The 18,138-nt window shown below is 59.1% G+C and carries 18 protein-coding genes; 13 read left to right on the plus strand and 5 right to left on the minus strand.

Features of this window, described 5'->3' with window-relative positions; translation table 11 throughout:
- Window positions 1-5 precede the first annotated feature (5 nt).
- Window positions 6-1,190: an osmoprotectant NAGGN system M42 family peptidase gene (locus EDC30_RS12220; protein WP_132259120.1), complete on the plus strand. Its 1,185-nt coding sequence runs from the start codon at window positions 6-8 to the stop codon at window positions 1,188-1,190.
- A 55-nt stretch (window positions 1,191-1,245) separates the two neighbouring features.
- On the opposite strand, the gene EDC30_RS12225 is transcribed toward EDC30_RS12220, so the two are convergent.
- On the minus strand, window positions 1,246-1,578 hold the full coding sequence (locus EDC30_RS12225; protein ID WP_132259121.1) for a DMT family transporter: 333 nt from the start codon (window positions 1,576-1,578) through the stop codon (window positions 1,246-1,248).
- Between the two features lie 287 nt (window positions 1,579-1,865).
- On the opposite strand from EDC30_RS12225, the gene EDC30_RS12230 reads away from it, so the two are divergent.
- The 4 genes from EDC30_RS12230 to EDC30_RS12245 all read left to right on the plus strand — a co-directional run bounded on the left by EDC30_RS12230 (window position 1,866) and on the right by EDC30_RS12245 (window position 4,817).
- On the plus strand, window positions 1,866-2,294 hold the full coding sequence (locus EDC30_RS12230; RefSeq protein WP_132259205.1) for an acyl-CoA thioesterase: 429 nt from the start codon (window positions 1,866-1,868) through the stop codon (window positions 2,292-2,294).
- An 88-nt stretch (window positions 2,295-2,382) separates the two neighbouring features.
- The gene (locus EDC30_RS12235) at window positions 2,383-3,720 is read left to right on the plus strand and encodes a ferredoxin reductase family protein (RefSeq protein WP_132259122.1); all 1,338 of its coding nucleotides are present in this window, start codon (window positions 2,383-2,385) and stop codon (window positions 3,718-3,720) included.
- 144 nt (window positions 3,721-3,864) lie between these two features.
- On the plus strand, window positions 3,865-4,209 hold the full coding sequence (gene fdxA, locus EDC30_RS12240; RefSeq protein WP_132259123.1) for a ferredoxin FdxA: 345 nt from the start codon (window positions 3,865-3,867) through the stop codon (window positions 4,207-4,209).
- A 47-nt stretch (window positions 4,210-4,256) separates the two neighbouring features.
- Window positions 4,257-4,817, plus strand: coding sequence for an NADPH-dependent FMN reductase (locus tag EDC30_RS12245; protein ID WP_132259124.1), 561 nt, complete (start codon window positions 4,257-4,259; stop codon window positions 4,815-4,817).
- A 52-nt stretch (window positions 4,818-4,869) separates the two neighbouring features.
- Here EDC30_RS12245 and EDC30_RS12250 read toward each other — a convergent pair whose 3' ends face one another.
- Entirely contained in the window at window positions 4,870-5,568 is a 699-nt protein-coding gene (locus EDC30_RS12250; RefSeq protein ID WP_132259125.1) for a response regulator, read from the minus strand.
- Complete coding sequence (gene baeS / locus EDC30_RS12255) at window positions 5,565-6,977, minus strand: sensor histidine kinase efflux regulator BaeS (protein WP_207907270.1); 1,413 nt, start codon at window positions 6,975-6,977, stop codon at window positions 5,565-5,567. The genes EDC30_RS12250 and baeS overlap by 4 nt, the downstream gene beginning before the upstream one ends.
- Window positions 6,978-7,220: 243 nt before the next feature.
- Between baeS and EDC30_RS12260 the strand changes: the two genes are divergently transcribed.
- From EDC30_RS12260 to EDC30_RS12270, 3 genes are read left to right on the plus strand one after another with little or no spacing between them, the layout of a single operon-like run.
- Window positions 7,221-8,360, plus strand: coding sequence for an efflux RND transporter periplasmic adaptor subunit (locus tag EDC30_RS12260; RefSeq protein ID WP_424446917.1), 1,140 nt, complete (start codon window positions 7,221-7,223; stop codon window positions 8,358-8,360).
- 13 nt (window positions 8,361-8,373) lie between these two features.
- A complete protein-coding gene (locus EDC30_RS12265) occupies window positions 8,374-10,314 on the plus strand; it encodes a MacB family efflux pump subunit (RefSeq protein ID WP_132259127.1) in 1,941 nt (646 codons plus the stop codon).
- A 9-nt stretch (window positions 10,315-10,323) separates the two neighbouring features.
- Window positions 10,324-11,727: an efflux transporter outer membrane subunit gene (locus EDC30_RS12270; RefSeq protein WP_132259128.1), complete on the plus strand. Its 1,404-nt coding sequence runs from the start codon at window positions 10,324-10,326 to the stop codon at window positions 11,725-11,727.
- Between the two features lie 26 nt (window positions 11,728-11,753).
- Here EDC30_RS12270 and EDC30_RS12275 read toward each other — a convergent pair whose 3' ends face one another.
- Both EDC30_RS12275 and EDC30_RS12280 read right to left on the minus strand, forming a co-directional pair.
- Window positions 11,754-12,011 (minus strand): DUF1488 family protein, encoded by a 258-nt coding sequence (locus EDC30_RS12275; RefSeq protein ID WP_132259129.1) that lies wholly within the window; start codon window positions 12,009-12,011, stop codon window positions 11,754-11,756.
- Window positions 12,012-12,043: 32 nt separating this feature from the next.
- Window positions 12,044-12,241, minus strand: a complete 198-nt coding sequence (locus EDC30_RS12280; RefSeq protein ID WP_132259130.1) for a hypothetical protein — start codon at window positions 12,239-12,241, stop codon at window positions 12,044-12,046.
- 377 nt (window positions 12,242-12,618) lie between these two features.
- Between EDC30_RS12280 and EDC30_RS12285 the strand changes: the two genes are divergently transcribed.
- The 5 genes from EDC30_RS12285 (at window position 12,619) to EDC30_RS12305 (ending at window position 18,137) form a co-directional block, all read left to right on the plus strand.
- On the plus strand, window positions 12,619-13,032 hold the full coding sequence (locus EDC30_RS12285) for a CopG family transcriptional regulator (RefSeq protein WP_132259131.1): 414 nt from the start codon (window positions 12,619-12,621) through the stop codon (window positions 13,030-13,032).
- A 20-nt stretch (window positions 13,033-13,052) separates the two neighbouring features.
- Window positions 13,053-14,306: an extracellular catalytic domain type 1 short-chain-length polyhydroxyalkanoate depolymerase gene (locus EDC30_RS12290; RefSeq protein WP_132259132.1), complete on the plus strand. Its 1,254-nt coding sequence runs from the start codon at window positions 13,053-13,055 to the stop codon at window positions 14,304-14,306.
- A gap of 218 nt (window positions 14,307-14,524) precedes the next feature.
- Entirely contained in the window at window positions 14,525-15,583 is a 1,059-nt protein-coding gene (locus EDC30_RS12295; RefSeq protein WP_207907271.1) for a LacI family DNA-binding transcriptional regulator, read from the plus strand.
- Between the two features lie 176 nt (window positions 15,584-15,759).
- Window positions 15,760-17,067 (plus strand): histidinol dehydrogenase, encoded by a 1,308-nt coding sequence (gene hisD / locus EDC30_RS12300; protein ID WP_132259134.1) that lies wholly within the window; start codon window positions 15,760-15,762, stop codon window positions 17,065-17,067.
- A gap of 65 nt (window positions 17,068-17,132) precedes the next feature.
- Entirely contained in the window at window positions 17,133-18,137 is a 1,005-nt protein-coding gene (locus EDC30_RS12305; RefSeq protein WP_132259135.1) for a 3-hydroxyacyl-CoA dehydrogenase, read from the plus strand.
- Window position 18,138: the final 1 nt, after the last annotated feature.

The raw sequence follows: 18,138 nt of genomic DNA on the forward strand, positions 1-18,138 counted from the left end.
AGAAGATGGAACGAGTCCCGGTCGATGTCGACTTCCTGAAGTCCAGCCTGCTTGAGCTGTTGGCCATTCCCAGCCCTACGGGGTTGACCGACGCCATCGTGCATTACACGGGCAAGCAGCTGGACCGGATCGGCGTGCGCTATGAGTTGACGAGGCGGGGGACGATCCGTGCCATTTTGCCGCGCAATATGCCGGAGCGTCGCCGGTTCAGCCCGGCGTGCGCGATCGCGGCCCATCTCGATACGCTGGGCGCCATGGTGGCCGCGATCAATTCGAACGGCCGGCTATTGCTGATGCCGGTCGGGACTTGGTCGAGCCGCTGGGCCGAAGGCGGGCGCGTCACGATTTTCACGGAAAATGGCAGCTTCCGCGGCTCGGTATTGCCATTGATGGCATCGGGTCACGTGTATAACGAAGCTGTCGATACCCAGCCCGTCACCTGGGATCAGCTCGAAGTCCGCGTCGATGCGGAAGTGTATTCTGCGCAGGACACGGCTGCGATCGGCATCCAGGTAGGCGATTTCGTGGCATTCGACCCTAACCCTGAGATCCTGGAAAACGGTTTCATCGTTTCGCGCCACCTGGATAACAAGGCAGGCGCCGCAGCCTTGCTGACGGCGATGAAGGCGGCGGTGGATGCGAAGGTGCCGATTCCGATGAATTGTCATTGCCTGTTCACGCTGACCGAAGAGGTGGGCCTGGGCGCGCGCGCCGGGATCGACAAGGATGTCAGCGAAGTGATCGGCGTCGATATCGGGCCGGTGGCGACCGGGCAGGGCGCGCGCGAGCTGGGCGTGACGATACCCCTGATGGATTCCGCCGGGCCGCATGACTTTCATCTGACCCGGCGGCTTCTGGCCTTATGCCGTGAGTACGGCATTCCGAGCAATCGCGATGTGTTCCGCTATTACCATTCGGATGCCGGCGCGGCGGTGTCGGCAGGACACGACGTGCGCACCGCGCTGCTGTGTTTCGGCACCGATGCTTCGCACGGCTACGAGCGCACGCATCTTTCCTCTCTGGTGCATCTCGCGGAATTGCTGGTGCTGTATATGCAGGCCGGGCCGACATTGCCGGAAGACCGCCATCCCGTCCTGGAATCGGTTGACGACTTTTCTCACCAACTCGATGCCGACCAAATGGCGCGCAACGAAACGCCTTTGCCGGACGCCGGAAGTATTGTGGAATGAACCGGCAGTGGTGGCGCCAATCCAGTTGACGTTCTTTTACCTCATGTGCAAAAGGCTAATGAGCCACTGATTTGGAAAAAAGATTGATGACCATGACGCCGGCCACGATCAGTCCGATTCCCAGGATGGCCGGCATGTCGAGCTTCTGGCCATACCAGAGCCAGGCGATGGCCGAGATCAGGACGATGCCGACCCCTGACCAGATTGCATAGGCGATTCCCATCGGAATGGTGCGCAGGGTCAGTGCGAGACAATAGAACGCTATGCCGTAACCGGCGACCACCAGCGCCGATGGCCACAACCTGGTGAAGCCATCGCTGGCCTTGAGCGCCGTCGTGGCGATCACTTCCGTCAGAATCGCAATAAATAGAAAGATCCAATTCTTCATCTGATGACTGCCTTTGTCATGCATGCCTCATGCCGCTATAAATGGCACGCGATTTATTCACCCCCTGGATAAGAGCTTGATGCCTCGCCCAGTTTACAAACGCTATTCCGGCTTGTCTCTTGTTATCTGATTTTTCGGTTCGTTTGATCTGGGTGACTGGCACTGTTAAGCAGAAGAGAAGATTACGACATATAATATTGTCTTTCATAATGCGACATTGAATCTCGCATAATAAAAGCAAGGCAACACTCTTGGATCATTTAACCCTTCCCAATCATCAACTCACCATGACGGTGCTGATGACGCCGGACATGGCCAATTTTTCCGGCAACGTGCACGGCGGCGCCATTCTCAAGCTGCTCGACCAGGCTGCCTATGCCTGTGCCAGCCGCTATTCCGGCAGTTACGTCGTCACGCTCTCGGTTGACCAGGTGACCTTCCGTCAGCCTATCTATGTGGGGGAGCTGGTCACCTTCCTGGCGTCGGTCAATCACACGGGGAATACCTCGATGGAAATCGGCATCAAGGTGATCACGGAAAATATCCAGGCGCGCACGGTCCGTCATGCCAATAGCTGCTTCTTCACGATGGTGGCAGTGGACGAACATGGCAAGCCGACACCGGTGCAGCCCTTGCAGCCAACGACTCCCGACGAGCAGAGACGATTTGCCGCCGCCCAGGCAAGGAAGGAAATGCGGCGGGCGGCGACACGCTGAAGTCAACGCTGCACGAAGCTAAGCCTATGTCCTGGCTTCGGTAATCGTGACGACAAAGCGTGCCGCCATTCAGAAGGACACATAGCGCATGAAGCCGATTCAACGCTTTTATCTGGCGCTGCTGCTGACGCTCACATTCCTGTGGCTGTTGGCCGATACCCTTGCGCCAACGCCCTTTACCTATTTCTCCTTCCGTACCGTATTCATGCAGTACAGCGGCGTCATTGCCATCAGCGTGATGAGTATCGCGATGCTGCTGGCATTGCGCCCCCGGATGGTGGAGCCGGCTCTGGATGGGCTCGACAAGATGTACCGCCTGCACAAGTGGCTCGGCATTACTGCATTGGTCGTCGCCATCCTGCACTGGTGGTGGGGGCAGGGCACGAAGTGGATGGTCAGCTGGGGCTGGCTGATCCGGCCGGCGCGCGGACGACGCCCGACAGACGCGGAACTTGGCATGCTGGAAGCCTGGCTGCGCAGCCAGCGCGGCTTGGCTGAAACCGTCGGCGAATGGGCCTTCTATGCGGCAGTGGTCTTGCTGGTGCTGGCGCTGGTCAAATGGTTTCCTTATCGCTTGTTCAAGAAAACGCACAATTGGCTGGCTGCGCTGTACCTGGCGTTTGTCTACCATGCTGTTGTGCTGCTCAAGTTCGCCTATTGGACCCAGCCGATCGGCTGGTTCGTCGCGGCCCTGCTGGCGGGCGGCAGCGTAGCGGCAATTATGGTTCTTTCGGGGCGCATCGGCGCCGGCCGAAAAGTCCGCGGAACTATCGAATCGCTAAGGTACTACCCGGAGCTGCGGGTGCTGGAAACCGGCATCGCCTTGGAAGCTGGATGGCCTGGGCATGTCGCCGGCCAGTTCGCCTTTGCCACTTCCGATAGCAAGGAAGGCGCGCATCCCTACACGATTGCTTCCGCCTGGAATCCGGAAGACCGGCGCATCACCTTCATTACCAAGGCCCTGGGCGATCATACCCGCCGTCTGCATGACCGCTTGAAAGTCGGCATGCCGATTACTGTCGAGGGGCCCTACGGCTGTTTCGACTTCCAGGATAAGCAACCCAGGCAGATCTGGATTGGCGCCGGGATCGGCATCACGCCCTTTATCGCCCGCATGAAGCACCTGGCTGCCGCTCCGGATCATCTGCCTGTCGATTTGTTTCACTCGACCTCCGCAATTGACGAGGATGCGTTCGGCAAGCTGACTGCCGATGCCAAGGCTGCCGGCATCCGGCTTCATATCGTCATCAGTAGCAAGGAAGGTCGCCTGGATGGTGCGCGAATTCGTGCCGTGGTACCCGACTGGAAGAATGCCAGCATCTGGTTTTGCGGCCCGGCAGGCTTTGCGCAAGCGCTGCGGGCGGATTTTCAACATCATGGCCTGGCGCCGCAGCATTTTCATCAAGAGCTTTTCGAAATGCGCTAGTCAGCCGTAAGCACATTACCGTCGATGGATGCCGAAATTTCACTGATTGTCTTCTTTGGCTGAACATTCCATTCAGCCAAAGTCACTTTATCCCGTCATGCCTTCCCTATAGACTGGGATGCAAACATACCAACAACTGTTGCCATGCCATTTGTCGTTACCGAAAGCTGTATCCAGTGCAAATACACCGACTGTGTCAGTGTCTGTCCCATGGATTGCTTTCTCGAAGGTCCTAATTTTCTTGTCATTAATCCGGACGAATGCATCGATTGTTCGATGTGCGTGCCCGAATGCCCGGTCAATGCCATCGTGTCGGCGAACGAAGTGTCAGCCGACCAGGAGCCTTTTGTTGAACTCAACCGCACGCTTTCCCGTCATCCTGAATGGAAGCGCATTACCAGGCCGAAGTCGCCGCTGCCGGAGCATGAAAAATGGGCTGCGGTCAACGACAAGCTCGGCTTGTTGAAGCGCGAATGGAAAGAAGGCTGACACCGTCGCCGGTAGTCAGGCTCCAATTAACATAACAAGGAGAACCCATGTCTCAAGCCATTGAAGTCGTCGTATTGGTCGGCAGCGTACGTAAAAAGTCATTCAACCGCATGCTCGCGCAGAGCCTGGCGGAATTGGTTGCGCCGTCGATGTCGCTGCGGATTGTCGAAATCAGCGATCTGTCTTACTACAACGATGAATTGGAAGCCGACTTGCCGGCATCCTGGCAACGCATTCGCCAGGAAGTGGGCGCGGCGGATGCCGTCTTGTTCGTCACGCCGGAATACAACCGCTCGGTGCCGGCAGTGTTGAAGAATGCCGTTGACGTGCTCTCGCGTCCGTATGGCAAAAGCGTATTGGCAGGTAAGCCGGCAGCAGTCATCTCCTCGTCGCCCGGCGCGCTCGGCGGCTTCGGCGCCAATCACCATTTGCGCCAGTCGCTTGTCGGCATCGGCGTCAACACGATGCCGACCCCCGAGGCGTATATCGGCGGCATCGCGACCGCATTCGATGAGCAGGGCAAGCTGGTGAACGCCTCCACCAAAGAGTTTCTGCAGACTTTCATCAAGGCGTTCGAGCAATGGGTGCGGCGGAGTAAAAGCGCCTGATTCTCCAGGCGCCTGAATCGCCTGGGGTGCAAATTGATGCCGCTTGATTCAATCAGGGCTGCTGTTCGAATTTGTACCCCAGGCCGTAGATGGAGCGGATCAATTCATAATCCGGCGAAACCTGGTCGAGCTTGCGGCGCAGGTTCTTGATATGCGTATCGACTGTGCGGTCGGTGACGATGCGATAGTCTGAATACGCCTTGCCCATCAATTGTTCGCGGGAGAATACGCGGCCCGGATTCTGATAGAGCGCCTGCAGCAAGCGGAATTCCACCGGCGTCAGGTCAAGCGGCTGCCCCTTGAAGGTGGCCTCGTGCGTATCTTCATTCATGACGAGGCTGCTTGCAGGCGCAGGTTTATCATGGTTGTAAGCGGCCCGCCGCAGCAGCGCCTGCACCCGCGCGACCACTTCGCGCGGGCTGAAAGGCTTGCAGATATAGTCATCGGCGCCAATTTCCAGGCCCAGCAAGCGGTCGATCTCTTCCACCTTGGCCGTCACCATGATGACCGGCACATGGCTGAAGCCGCGCAGTTCGCGGCAAATCTCGGTGCCATCGCGGCCCGGCAGCATCAGGTCGAGCAGGACCAGGTCCGGCGGCGCGGCTTTTATGGCGGGAATCACATCCAGGCCATTGCCGACTATGGAAGTGCGAAAGCCGCTGGCATGCAGATAATCCGCCAGCAAGGCCGCGAGCTTCGGCTCATCTTCCACGATCATGATGCAGGCATCGTTTGCAGCTTTTTCATTCATGTCGGCGCTCCATTCGCCATCGGCAGAGTGACGGTAATACGCACGCCGCCTAACGGCGATTCGCTCGCGGCAATCGTTCCCTGGTGCGCTTCCACAATATTGCGGCTGATTGCCAGGCCCAGCCCGGCGCCGCCCGTGCCGCGGTTTCTGGACTGCTCGCCGCGGAAGAAGCGCTCGAACAATTGCGGCAGCATGTGGTCCGGCACGCCCGGCTTGCTATCCTCGAACACCAGCTTCAGCATGCGCTGTTCCATGATAGCGCTGATGATCAGATTGCCGCCGGCATCGGTATAGCGGACACTGTTTTCCAGTAAATTGGAAAACAGCTGGCGCAAGCGGTTCGGGTCGGCATGGCAGATCGCGGGATGGTCAGGAATGCGCAATTCCAGCGCGATGGCTTGTTGCGCAAAGCGATCCTGGAAGGCATCCGCCGTCATGTGCAGCACCTCCAGGACATCGACAGGCGCCTTCTTGTAGCTCAACGCGCCGACATCGGAGAGCGACAGTTCGTATAGATCATCGATCAGCTTGCCCAGCGTGGCGACTTCCGCTTGCAGGGAATGGATCGCGGCCGGCGTCAAAGGACGCACGCCATCCTGCAATGCTTCCAGCTCGCCTTTCAACACGGCTAAAGGCGTGCGCAATTCGTGCGAGACATCGGCCATGAATGCGCGCCGCAATTTCTCATTTTTGTCGAGCGTGACGGCGAGCCGGTTGAAATCTTCCGCAAGCTGTCCGAGTTCATCCTTGCTCGACACGGCAACCCGGCTCGCATAGTCGCCCGCCGCCAGGCGATGCGTGGAATCGGCGATGTGCTTGACCGGCGCCAGCAGCATGCGCGCCAACAGCCACGCGACCAGCGCCGCCAGCAGGATGACGATGCCGCCGATGACAAGGCTGGCTTTTAATTGCTGCTCCTGGAATCGTAAGGCGGCGCCGGTAGAAACCTGTTGGAACGGCACCAGCGCGACCCAGCCCACAGTCTGACCGGCGACATTCACCGCCTTCAATTTCGCGTTGGGATTCAGGCGCGGATTGCCGATCACCAGATTTTTTTGCGCATCGAGCAGGCTGACGCGCAGGTTCAGGCCGGTCAGGTCGGATTCCGGCGGCGGCTGCCTGCGCTCGGCCGGAGTGGCATCGGCAGCCGGCATGCCGGGCGGACGAATCAGGGAAAACCAGCGGCGCGGGTTGTCGCGCAAGAAATCCCAATTGCCATTCTCTTCATAGGCTTGCGCCAGCGTCGGGGCGAGCGCTTCCAGGCGCTGCTCTTCCTGCTCGTTCAAATAGCCGAGAAAGCCTTCGTTGAAGCTGGTGCGCATGGCGGTCGCCATTGCCACCGCCGCCACGACGCAAGTGAACAGGATGGCAAAGAACAGTTTCGAAGTGATGCCGGGCCGGATAGTCATTGGTTTTTTATCCACTTAGACGAGCCACCATTATAGAGGCGCGCATCCGCCCGAAACCGGGTCCGGCGCAGTCTTCATATTTTCTTCACATTTGGTTGGCATCATGAACCTGTCGATAAAAGCGGAAGGCCAGGCACCCAGCTGAACTCCGCCTTTTGAAAGGAATACAAGATGTCGCAAAAAACAAATACATCGTCGCGGACTCGCTTGTTCAGCACACGCAAATTGATTGCAGCCGGCGTGATGATCTCCGCACTGGTCGGCTGCGGCGTTGCCGCCAATAGTTACTTCGGCAAGAAAAATGCCGAACCGCTCAATACCGTCACGGTTTCGCGGGGCGACGTCGAAAAGACGGTCACGTCATTGGGCAAGCTGAAACCCAAGGATTATGTCGATGTCGGCACCCAGGTATCGGGCCAGCTGAAGAAAGTCCATGTGCAGATCGGCGATCGCGTCAAGAAGGGCGACCTGATCGCCGAGGTCGACCCGACCGTCTATGAGACCAAGATCCGCACGGGTAATGCCAACCTGGAAAATCTGCGCGCGCAGCTTCAGCAGCAGCAAGCCGAAGCCAGTCTGGCGCAGCAGCAGTACGAGCGTAACCGCGACTTGCTGAAAGAGCGCGCCATCAGCCAGGAAACCGTCGAATCCAACCTGTCGGCGCTGAAGGTGGCCAAGGCCAGGGTCGTCGCCACCCAGGCGCAGATCAAGGCATCGCAAGCGACACTGGATGGCGATACCGCCAATCTCGGCTATACCAAGATCTATGCGCCGATGGCAGGCACGGTGGTCTCGCAAACCACTCTGCAAGGCCAGACCGTCAATGCCAACCAGGCTGCGCCGGTGATCGTGCGCGTGGCCAATCTCGACACCATGACGGTATGGGCGCAGGTCGCGGAAGCCGACATCACCAAGGTCAAGGCTGGCGCGCCCGCCTATTTCACGACGCTGGGCAATGCCGAGCAACGCTGGAAGGGCACCGTGCGCCAGGTGATGCCGACGCCGGAAACCGTGAACGACGTGGTGCTGTACAACGTCCTCGTCGACGTGGACAACAGCCAGCAAGCCTTGATGACTGATATGACGGTGCAGGTGTTCTTCGTGCTGGAGCAGGCGCAGGATGCCGTGCTGGTGCCGCTGGCAGCCTTGCGCCAGGAACCGGGCAATGACCCGTCGCTGTACCGGGCGCGCGTCGTGACCAATGAAGGCGTGGCATCCCGCACGGTGAAGGTCGGCGTCGCCAACCGCACGACTGCCGCCGTTGTCTCCGGCCTCGACGTCGGCGACAAGGTGGTGGCGGCGCAAGCCGGTTCGGCCAAATCGGCAGGCAACCGCCCGAGCGGTGGTCAGCGCGGCGGCGCCGGCATGGGTCCGAAACTGTAAAGGAAGCGAGACCATGAGCTCATCTCAAGCGATACTCGACTTGCGGGACATTACCCGCACTTACGAGACAGGCGATACCGTGGTGCGGGCGCTCGATGGCGTGTCGCTAAAAATCCATGCCGGTGAATTCGTCGCGATCATGGGACAGTCCGGCTCTGGCAAGTCGAGCCTGATGAATATCATCGGCTGTCTCGATCGTCCTACTTCCGGCAGCTATGCCGTCGACGGGCGCGACGTCACCACGCTATCCAAGGATGAGCTGGCCAGCCTGCGGCGCGATACCTTCGGCTTCGTGTTCCAGCGATACAACCTGCTGCCGTCGGTGAGCGCCGCTGAAAATGTGGAGCTGCCCGCCATCTATGCCGGCAGCAGCAAGCGCGAACGCCTCGCCCGCGCACAAGCCTTGCTGGAAAAGCTTGGCCTGGGCGAGCGCGTGCACCATAAGCCCACCGAACTCTCCGGCGGCCAGCAACAGCGCGTATCGATCGCCCGCGCCTTGATGAACGGCGCCGAGATCATCCTGGCGGATGAGCCAACCGGCGCGCTGGATTCACGGAGCGGCGAAGAAGTGCTGCGCCTGCTGAAGCAATTGCATGCGGACGGGCATACGATCATCCTGATTACGCATGACCCCAGGATCGCCGAGCATGCCCAGCGCGTCATCAATATCGCCGATGGCCGCATCGTCAGCGATAGCGGCGTGGTGGCTGACGCAGCAAGCCAGCAGCGCACCCGGTCCCAGTCTCATGGCAATGCTTCCTGGCTGCCGGACCTGGGCGAGGCGGTAAAGATGGCATTGCGATCCCTGCGCGGGAATTTGTTTCGCAGCGCGCTGACGCTGCTGGGCGTGGTCATCGGCGTGGCTGCCGTGGTGGCCATGCTCGCGATCGGCAATGGCAGCAAGCAGGATGTATTGCAGCGTATCGAAGCCATGGGCAGCAACCTCTTGCTGGTTTTTCCCGGCGCGCCTGGCACGCGTCCCAGCGGCGATGTCGCCACGCTGGTCACCGCCGATGCGGAAGCCATGCGCGACTTGCCGAATATCGCCGCCGTGTCGCCCGAGCGCAGCACCCGCGCGACTGTCCGTTACGGCAGCCAGGACTTTCAAACCAGTGTCGTCGGCATTTGGCCGGATTATGCCGCCACGCAGAACTGGAGCATGGCGTCCGGCAGTTTCATCACGCGCGCCGATGTGAAGGGGTATGCGCCAGTGATCGTGCTGGGCCAGACCGTCGCAAAAAGCCTGTTCCCGGATGGCGACGATCCGGTCGGCCGTTACGTGTTGGTGAAGAACGTCCCGTTCGAAGTGGTCGGTGTCCTGGCCGGGAAGGGCGCGAATGCCTTCGGTTCCGACATGGACAATACCGCGCTGGTGCCGCTGTCGACCGGTTACATGCGCCTGTTCGGCAAGCAGTATCTCAACAATATCCGCGTCAAGGTACAGGATGGCACTCAGGCCGACGCGACGCAGGCGGCCATCGAGAACATGTTGTTGCAGCGTCACGGCACGGCAGATTACCAGGTGCGCAGCACGTCATCGCTGATGGAAACCGCGACGGAAACACAGAATGCGCTGACGCTTCTCTTGGCATCGGTGGCGGCGATTTCCCTGTTGGTGGGTGGCATCGGCGTGATGAACATCATGCTGGTGACGGTCACCGAGCGTACTCGCGAAATCGGCGTGCGCATGGCGACCGGCGCGCGCACCGCCAATATCCTCTTGCAATTCAATACCGAGGCATTGGTCGTGTGCGGCATCGGCGGCCTGATCGGCGTGGCGCTCGGATTCGCTTCCGGGTGGCTGGCCGAAGCGCTCGGCATGAAAGTCGCCTTCACCGCGACGCCGGCGATCCTGGCATTTTTCTCGGCATTCGCCACTGGCCTGTTGTTCGGATATCTGCCGGCGCGCAAAGCCGCCAATCTCGACCCTGTCGTGGCACTGGCATCGGAATAAGGAATAACTATGAATACGTCTTTGAAATCTACCGTACTTGGTGCCGTGATGGCATCCCTTCTCGCCGGTTGTGCCGTCGGCACGCCATACCAGCGGCCCGATGTCGCCATGCCTGCGCAATGGGATGGGGTGGTTGCCGCCAAGGCCTCAGGCAGTGCGGCAAAGGATGTGGCAGACAGCGCGACTGCGACTGCCGACTGGTGGAGGCAGTTCGGCAGCGCCGAGCTCGATCAATTGATGGAACGGGCGCTGGCAGCCAATCATGATCTGGCTGCCGCCACGATCCGCATTCGCCAGGCACGCGCCTCGGCTGGTATCACCGATGCCGGCAGGCTGCCGACGGCGGACCTGTCCGCAAGCGGTACGCGCAGCCATAGCAACCAGGCCGGCGGCTCGACCAGCGAACAGTCGCAGCTGGGTGTCTCGATTGCCTATGAAGTCGACCTGTGGGGCGGCAAGGCAGCGCAATCGCAGGCGGCCAATGCGCGGGTGGATGCCAATACCTATGACCGCGATGCCGTGGCGCTGGTCTTGCAAGCCGATGTGGCAGCCAATTATTTCCAGGCATTGGCCTTGAATGATCGTTTGGCCATCGCAAGAAAAAATTTGGAGGCGGCGCGCAGTGTTCTGTCGCTGGTGGAGGTCCGTTACAACAAGGGCGCGACAACCGGCCTCGAAGTTGCGCAGCAGCGCACTTCAGTCTTGAATATCGAAGCCCAGATCCCGCAACTGGAGCAGGAATTGCGTGCCAAGCAAACGGCACTGGCTGTCTTGCTCGGTCAAGCGCCACAAGGTTTTTCGATTCAGGGTAATAGTTTGGCCGGCATGCATTTGCCGGCAGTCGCAACGGAGCAGCCGGCATCGCTGCTTGAGCGCCGTCCGGATATCAAGCGTGCCGAATCCCGGCTGGTTGCCGCCAATGCGGATATCAATGCCGCCCGTGCCGCGCTATATCCGCATGTGCGCTTGTCCGCCTCGGCGGTAGCCAGCGGCATCGTCACGGGAGGCTCGAACGTGGTTGGCTCGCTGCTGGCTTCGCTGACCCAATCGCTGTTTGACGGCGGCCGTCTGCGCGGGCAAGTCGATCTGAGCCAGGCGCAACGGGATGAACTGGTCGAGCAATACCTGCAAAGCGTGCTGGTCAGCCTGAAAGAAGTGCAGGATAGCCTGCACGCCGTCACGACAGCCCAGGCGCGGCAAGGCTTGCTGACCGATGCGGCCAGCGAAGCGAAGGAAGCATTCCGGATCGCCAATGTGAGATACCAGGCCGGCTCGCAGGATTTACTGACGCTGCTCGATAGCCAGCGCACGCAGCTGCAGGCGGAAGATAGCCGCGTTCAAGCCGAGCTGGCGCGTTATACCGCGACCATCAATCTTTATAAGTCACTCGGCGGCGGCTGGAAAAGCGCTTGATTACAGAAGGCAGATATGGGAAGAGACTAAATCTGTGAAGATTTAAAGTTCTGCGGGCCTAGCTCAAGCGGCGTACCCGGCACTCCCGCGGCGATCAGCCGGCGTGCAATACCGTTGATGTTGGCTTCGTAAGCCAGGTATGTTCGCATCAAATCTGCCTGGCCTGACCCTGACGCTAGCGTTGTCAATGCATCTCTGGAAACGATGCAGTGATGCTTAACGAATTCGACAGACACTGTGAATGCGACACCGTCTTTAACCAACTGTGGTTGCGATGAGTTCATGTTGATCCTTCATGTAATAAATTAGGTTAAGGCTACCCGCCCGGCGGAGTCCCATCGGGCCAGATCTGACCAATCTCTCTTAAAAAAGCATCCTTGCCATGCAGGCGTTGCACGGTAAGCAAATCGTGCCAACGGCTCATGCCAATGGCTTGAACAACACGATTGGCGAATTCACGTTCCAGATTGGACCATTCGTCACAGTCGGAAAAATATTGGCACTCGTTTTTCACGAAGCGACCTCCTGTTAATGAATTGACGAGGCAGGCACGGTTGGCAGCGCCCGAAGGCCGCCTGATGCTAAGCGGTGTAACCCTGGAGTGTCAGACGGGAGCCACGCTTTTGAAGAGTGGACGAGAGAGAGACCAGCAACGATTACGGCTTGATACAAACAGTCAGCCCACTATACGCGTCCACATGCAATCTACCTAAGCATATTTGCGAATTACTAAAAATATAAATACCCATCAGAAATTAGCTTAATGCCCCCGGGCCGGCCAGCACCAATAAAGCAGTTGACATCTGGCGTGATGTACCTATACTCCATCCATATGGATGGTATATGGAATCCAATTGGATTGAATTTGCTTGTCGTAACCCGGAGAAAATGATGGCTTTGCAAGAATTTCGGCCCAAAATCGTAGAGAGTGAAAAAATCACCATCAATCTGGGACCGGTCGATCTCGGCCAGATCGACCTGCTCGTTCAAGAAGGGTTTTATTCCAACCGGACTGACTTGATCCGTACCGCTATCCGCAATCAATTGCAGTCGCATGCCGACGTGGTCAAGCAGACCGTCGCGCGCAAAAGCCTGGTGCTGGGACTTCAGCATTACTCCCGTGCCGACCTCGAAGCGGTGCACGCAGCAGGTGAGAAATTGCATATCCAGGTGCTGGGTTTGGCCAGCATCGCAAACGACGTCACGCCGGAACTGGCCGTGGCAACGATCGAATCCGTCACCGTGCTCGGCGCTCTACACGCCAGCGCCGCAGTCAAGGCGGCATTGGCCGGACGGATTCGCTAACTGTTTTAAGGATCAACATTATGAACTTCAATGCGGATATATTCGCGAAACTGCGCGACGCCACCAGCTTGCTGCAAACCGAAGGCCCCATGGCAGCGACAGCCGCCATTCAACGCGCGTTGCAAGGCATGAGCATGCCGGGCGCAGCCGTGCCGCCGAATGCCTGGGCCAACCCGATGCCATCGCCCAGTGGCATGCATGACATCAATCCACGCACGGAAGACAAAGCGGAAACCTCTCCGGATGAGCCGGATTTTCTGACTCGCTTTCGCAAGTCGTTTCGTGATAACTGGACCGGCAGCCTGCCTGGCATGCCAGAGGCCGTAGAAGTAGATGTGATCGATGCGGACCGCACAGAAGCGGCGCCGGGAAGGTTCACTGCCGGAGCTTTTGCCAACAGCGCCGGACGACGCGCCTATAAGTTGTACGTGCCAAGTAGCTACCGTGGAAAGGAAGGCCCGGCGCTGCCGCTGATCGTCATGCTGCATGGCTGCAAACAGAATCCGGATGACTTCGCGGCAGGCACCAACATGAACCAGCTTGCCGAAGAACAGGGCTGCCTGGTGCTCTATCCGGCGCAGGCACAAAACGCGAACGGCTCGAATTGCTGGAACTGGTTCCAGACCGGCGACCAGCAACGCGGACGCGGCGAGCCGTCGATCATCGCCGAGATGACGCAGGAAATCATGCGGACTTACCATGTCGATCCGCAGCGCGTCTATGTCGCAGGCCTGTCCGCGGGCGGCGCGATGGCAGCGGTGATGGCGAATACTTATCCTGAATTGTTTGCCGCCGTCGGCCTGCATTCAGGACTGCCGCATGGCGCCGCGCACGACGTGATGTCGGCGTTTGCGGCAATGAGAAACGGCATGCCAGGCTCGGGCAGCCAGCACCGGTCGGCTTCCGCCAATCAACGTCGTTCGCCGGTTCCGGCGATTGTTTTCCATGGCGACCGTGATACGACTGTGCATCCGCGAAACAGCGACCAGGCGCTGGCGCAGTGCATGGCGCATCAGCCGCCCAAGGCCTCGCGTGCCGATACTCAGGGCAACCGCAGGATCGCTACAGAAAAAGGCACAATCCCGGGCGGCCGCGCGTTCACCAAGGTGATGTGCTATGACGATGATGGCAGTTTATTTGCCGAGCAATGGACGATCCATGGCGCCGGTCATGCCTGGTCTGGCGGCAGCAGCAAGGGTTCTTATACCGATCCGAAAGGCCCGGATGCTTCGCTCGAAATGCTGCGGTTCTTTATGCTGCATAAAAAAGCCTAGTGATTTTCGGGAGCCACTCCGATGTAAGCATGACGCGCTGGTGTCCAGTCCAGCTCGTCGCTTAAGGTGCCATGGATATGCCGTTTGGAACGGATGAAGGTGTGGATGGCTCAGTTACAATCCAGCTTGTTCATGTCGATTGACGATAAGCGCATACAAGTCTGTGTTGACAAGGGTATATGAGTAGCAAGCATTCAAAGAATCAGCATGAGCAGGCCATGCCGGCCGATCGCCGTCCGGTGACGGCGCATGAGGTTGCGCGTCTGGCGGGCGTATCCCAATCCGCCGTATCCCGCACGTTCACCGAAGGGGCGAGCGTGTCGCCGGATACGCGGGAAAAGGTGATGCAGGCAGCCAGGCAGCTTGGCTACCGTCCCAACCTGGTGGCGCGCTCCCTGATTACGGGGCGTTCCCATATCATCGGCGTGACGATTCCGAGCCTGTCGAATCCCTTTTATTCGGAATTGCTGGAAGCGCTGGCCGCAAGTTTTGCAGAGATCGGCTATCGGGTCATGCTCTTTACCACCGATCCCGATCGCAATTCGGACCCCGTGCTGGAAGAGGTGCTCAGGTACCGCGTCGATGCGCTGGTCCTGGTCGCGTCGAACCTGTCTTCGCGATTCGCCGACGAATGCCGGCAGATCGGGTTGCCTGTCGTGCTGCTCAATCGTAAGACGACCAGCAGAACGGCATCCAGCGTCACGGGGGAAAACCAGTCGGGCGCGGCGCAAATCGCCGCGTTTCTTGCCGCAGGCGGCCACCAGCGTTTTGCCTATATCGCCGGGCTGGAATCTTCCTCGACCAATCACGACCGTGAAAAAGCATTCACCGATTATCTGAAAGAGCATGACTATGCAGCGCCGCTGCGCGCGGTCGGCAACTACACGGTCGAAGGCGCCATGGCGGCGACCAGGGAACTGTTGAATCAAAAGAATCGGCCGGACGCCATTTTTTGCGCCAACGATCTGATGGCGTTGGCGGCGGTGAACGTGGCCCGAACCGAGTTCAATCTGGAGGTGGGCAGGCAGATTTCCATTGTTGGCTTCGATGATTCGGCATTGGCAGCGTGGCCGATTTTCGGCTTGACGACCTATGCACAACCGGTTCGCCAGATGGTCGGGCGGGTCGTGGAAATCGTGAAGGAAGCCGTGACCGAGAAGGACATGACGCCGGTCCACGAGGTGGTCGAGGGAAGCTTGATCGTGCGGGAATCCGCGCGTATTCCGGAGCAGGGAATCACCGTTATTGGCGGGGTAAAGGTCTGGCAGCCGACTTAACGTGCCTGCCGACATAACGCGCGCCGCGCTGCGCGGCATCGCCTCGATTTCTTAAAGAAACTTTCTCTTTTTCAGTAGCCTGCAAAAAACTTGCGAAGTACCTGGACCTGCCCTATACTGAGTCGCATTGCATACGTATGCAAATCATCCAAACCGAATCGACTGGAGAGTGAGAAATGGCTAAGTGGCTCAAGAAAGGCGCGGAACCCGAGTTTGTCAAAAACGCGGCGCGGGAAGTCCGTGAAACCGTGGAAAAGATCCTGGCGGATATCGAAGAACGGGGTGACACGGCCGTACGCGAGCTGGCGGTTCGCTTCGATAAAGTCGACCGAGATGACTATCGTTTGACCGACAAGGAAATCCAGGATTGCCTGAATCAGCTTAGCGACAGGAACCTCGCCGATATCGAATTCGCGCAGCAGCAGGTGCGCAATTTCGCCTGCCATCAGCGCAACTCCATGAAAGACGTGGAAGTCGAAACGCTGCCCGGCATTATCCTGGGCCACAAGCATATCCCGGTGAATGCTGCCGGCTGCTACGTCCCCGGCGGCAAGTACCCCTTGCTGGCCTCGGCGCACATGTCCGTGATCACGGCGAAGGTTGCCGGTGTGCCGCGCATCATCACGTGCGCGCCGCCATTCCAGGGCAAGCCGGCGCCGGCGATCGTCGCCGCGCAGTATCTGGCAGGCGCCGATGAAATCTACTGCCTGGGCGGCATCCAGGCGATCGGCGCCATGGCGATCGGCACGCAGACGATTGCGCCGGTGGATATGCTGGTCGGCCCGGGTAATGCGTTCGTTGCGGAAGCTAAACGTCAAATGTTCGGCCGCGTCGGCATCGACCTGTTTGCCGGGCCCACCGAAACCCTGGTGATCGCGGACGACACCGTCGATGGCGAGCTGTGCGCGACCGACTTGCTGGGACAGGCCGAGCATGGCCCGGAATCGCCGGCCATCCTGCTGACCACGTCTGAAAAACTGGCGCTGGATACCATCGAAGAAGTGCAGCGCCTGCTGAAGATTCTGCCGACCGCCGCGATTGCATCGCAGTCATGGGAAAAATTCGGCCAGGTGATCGTCGCCGACAGCGACGAGGAAATGGTCTGGATCGCCAATGAAATCGCATCCGAACACGTGCAAGTCATGACGCACGACGACGACTATTTCCTGAAAAATTTGACCAACTTCGGCGCACTGTTCCTGGGGCCGCGCACTAATGTATCGTACGGCGATAAGGTGATCGGCACCAATCACACCTTGCCGACGATGAAGGCAGCACGCTATACCGGTGGCTTATGGGTTGGCAAATTCCTGAAGACTTGCACCTATCAAAAGGTGCTGACCGATGACGCGTCAGCCATGATCGGTGAATATTGCTCCAGGTTGTGCGCGCTCGAAGGTTTCGCCGGCCACGGCGAGCAAGCCAATATCCGTGTGCGGCGCTACGGCCATAAGGATGTGCCGTACGGCGGCGCTGCAGAATAAGGCACGCGGACTAAAAGAAAATCCTGCGGCAGGCGTGTCGCACCATATTATCGAGGAGACAAAAGATGGCAGCGGATGCGAACAGGAACGAGGCAAACAAGCCCGACACAAATCAGCTCGATCCAAACAAGCTTGTGAACGGCCGGCACATCGGCATCATCGGTGCCGGCCTGGTCGGCGCTGGCTGGGCAATCGTATTTGCCAGGGCGGGGTTCCCGGTGAAAATTTTCGACGCCGCGCCAGGTGCCGCGTCCGCATCCCTGTCATTGATTCGCAGCCAGCTTGAAGACCTGCATGCATTCGGACTGATCGACAATATCGATGGCGTGATGGCACGCATGACTGCCGTGGAAACCTTGCAGGAAGCGGTCACGGATGCTGCATATCTGCAGGAATCCATTCTCGAAAAAGTGGACGTCAAGCGCCAGCTCATGGAAGAGCTGGAGAAACTGACGACGGAGACCACCGTGATCGGCAGCTCAACCTCCGGCATTCCCGCCTCGGCATTCACGCAAGGCCTCAAGCTGGCTGGGCGCACGCTGATCGCGCATCCCGTCAATCCGCCTTATCTGGTTCCCGTCGTGGAAATCGTGCCTTCGCCGGACACGTCTGCTGAAACGGTTTCCTTTACCGATGCGCTGATGCAGGCAGTCGGCCAAAGCGTGGTGCATGTGCGCCGTGAAACGCCGGGCTTTGTCCTGAACCGCTTGCAAGCCGTCCTGTTGCGCGAGGCGTGGACATTGGTGGAAGAGGGCGTGGCAAGCTGCGAGGATGTCGACAAGACGATCCGCGACGGCCTGGGATTGCGCTGGTCGTTCATGGGGCCGTTCGAAACGATCGACCTGAATGCGCCGCAAGGCGTGGCGGATTATGCCCGCCGTTTCGGCCGCCTGTTCCAGGAAATCGCGCATTCGCGCACGCATGAGCAACCCTGGTCCGACGAGCTGATTGCCGAGGTCGAGGCGCAGCGCCGCACGATGCTCGCACAAGACCAGCTCAACGAGCGCCGTGCCTGGCGCGACCGCCAGTTGATGAGCATTGCGGCAACGCGAAACAGGAAGGAGAATTGAC

Origin of the sequence: Paucimonas lemoignei (assembly GCF_004342585.1) — a bacterium.
In the GTDB taxonomy this organism is placed as follows: domain Bacteria; phylum Pseudomonadota; class Gammaproteobacteria; order Burkholderiales; family Burkholderiaceae_D; genus Paucimonas; species Paucimonas lemoignei.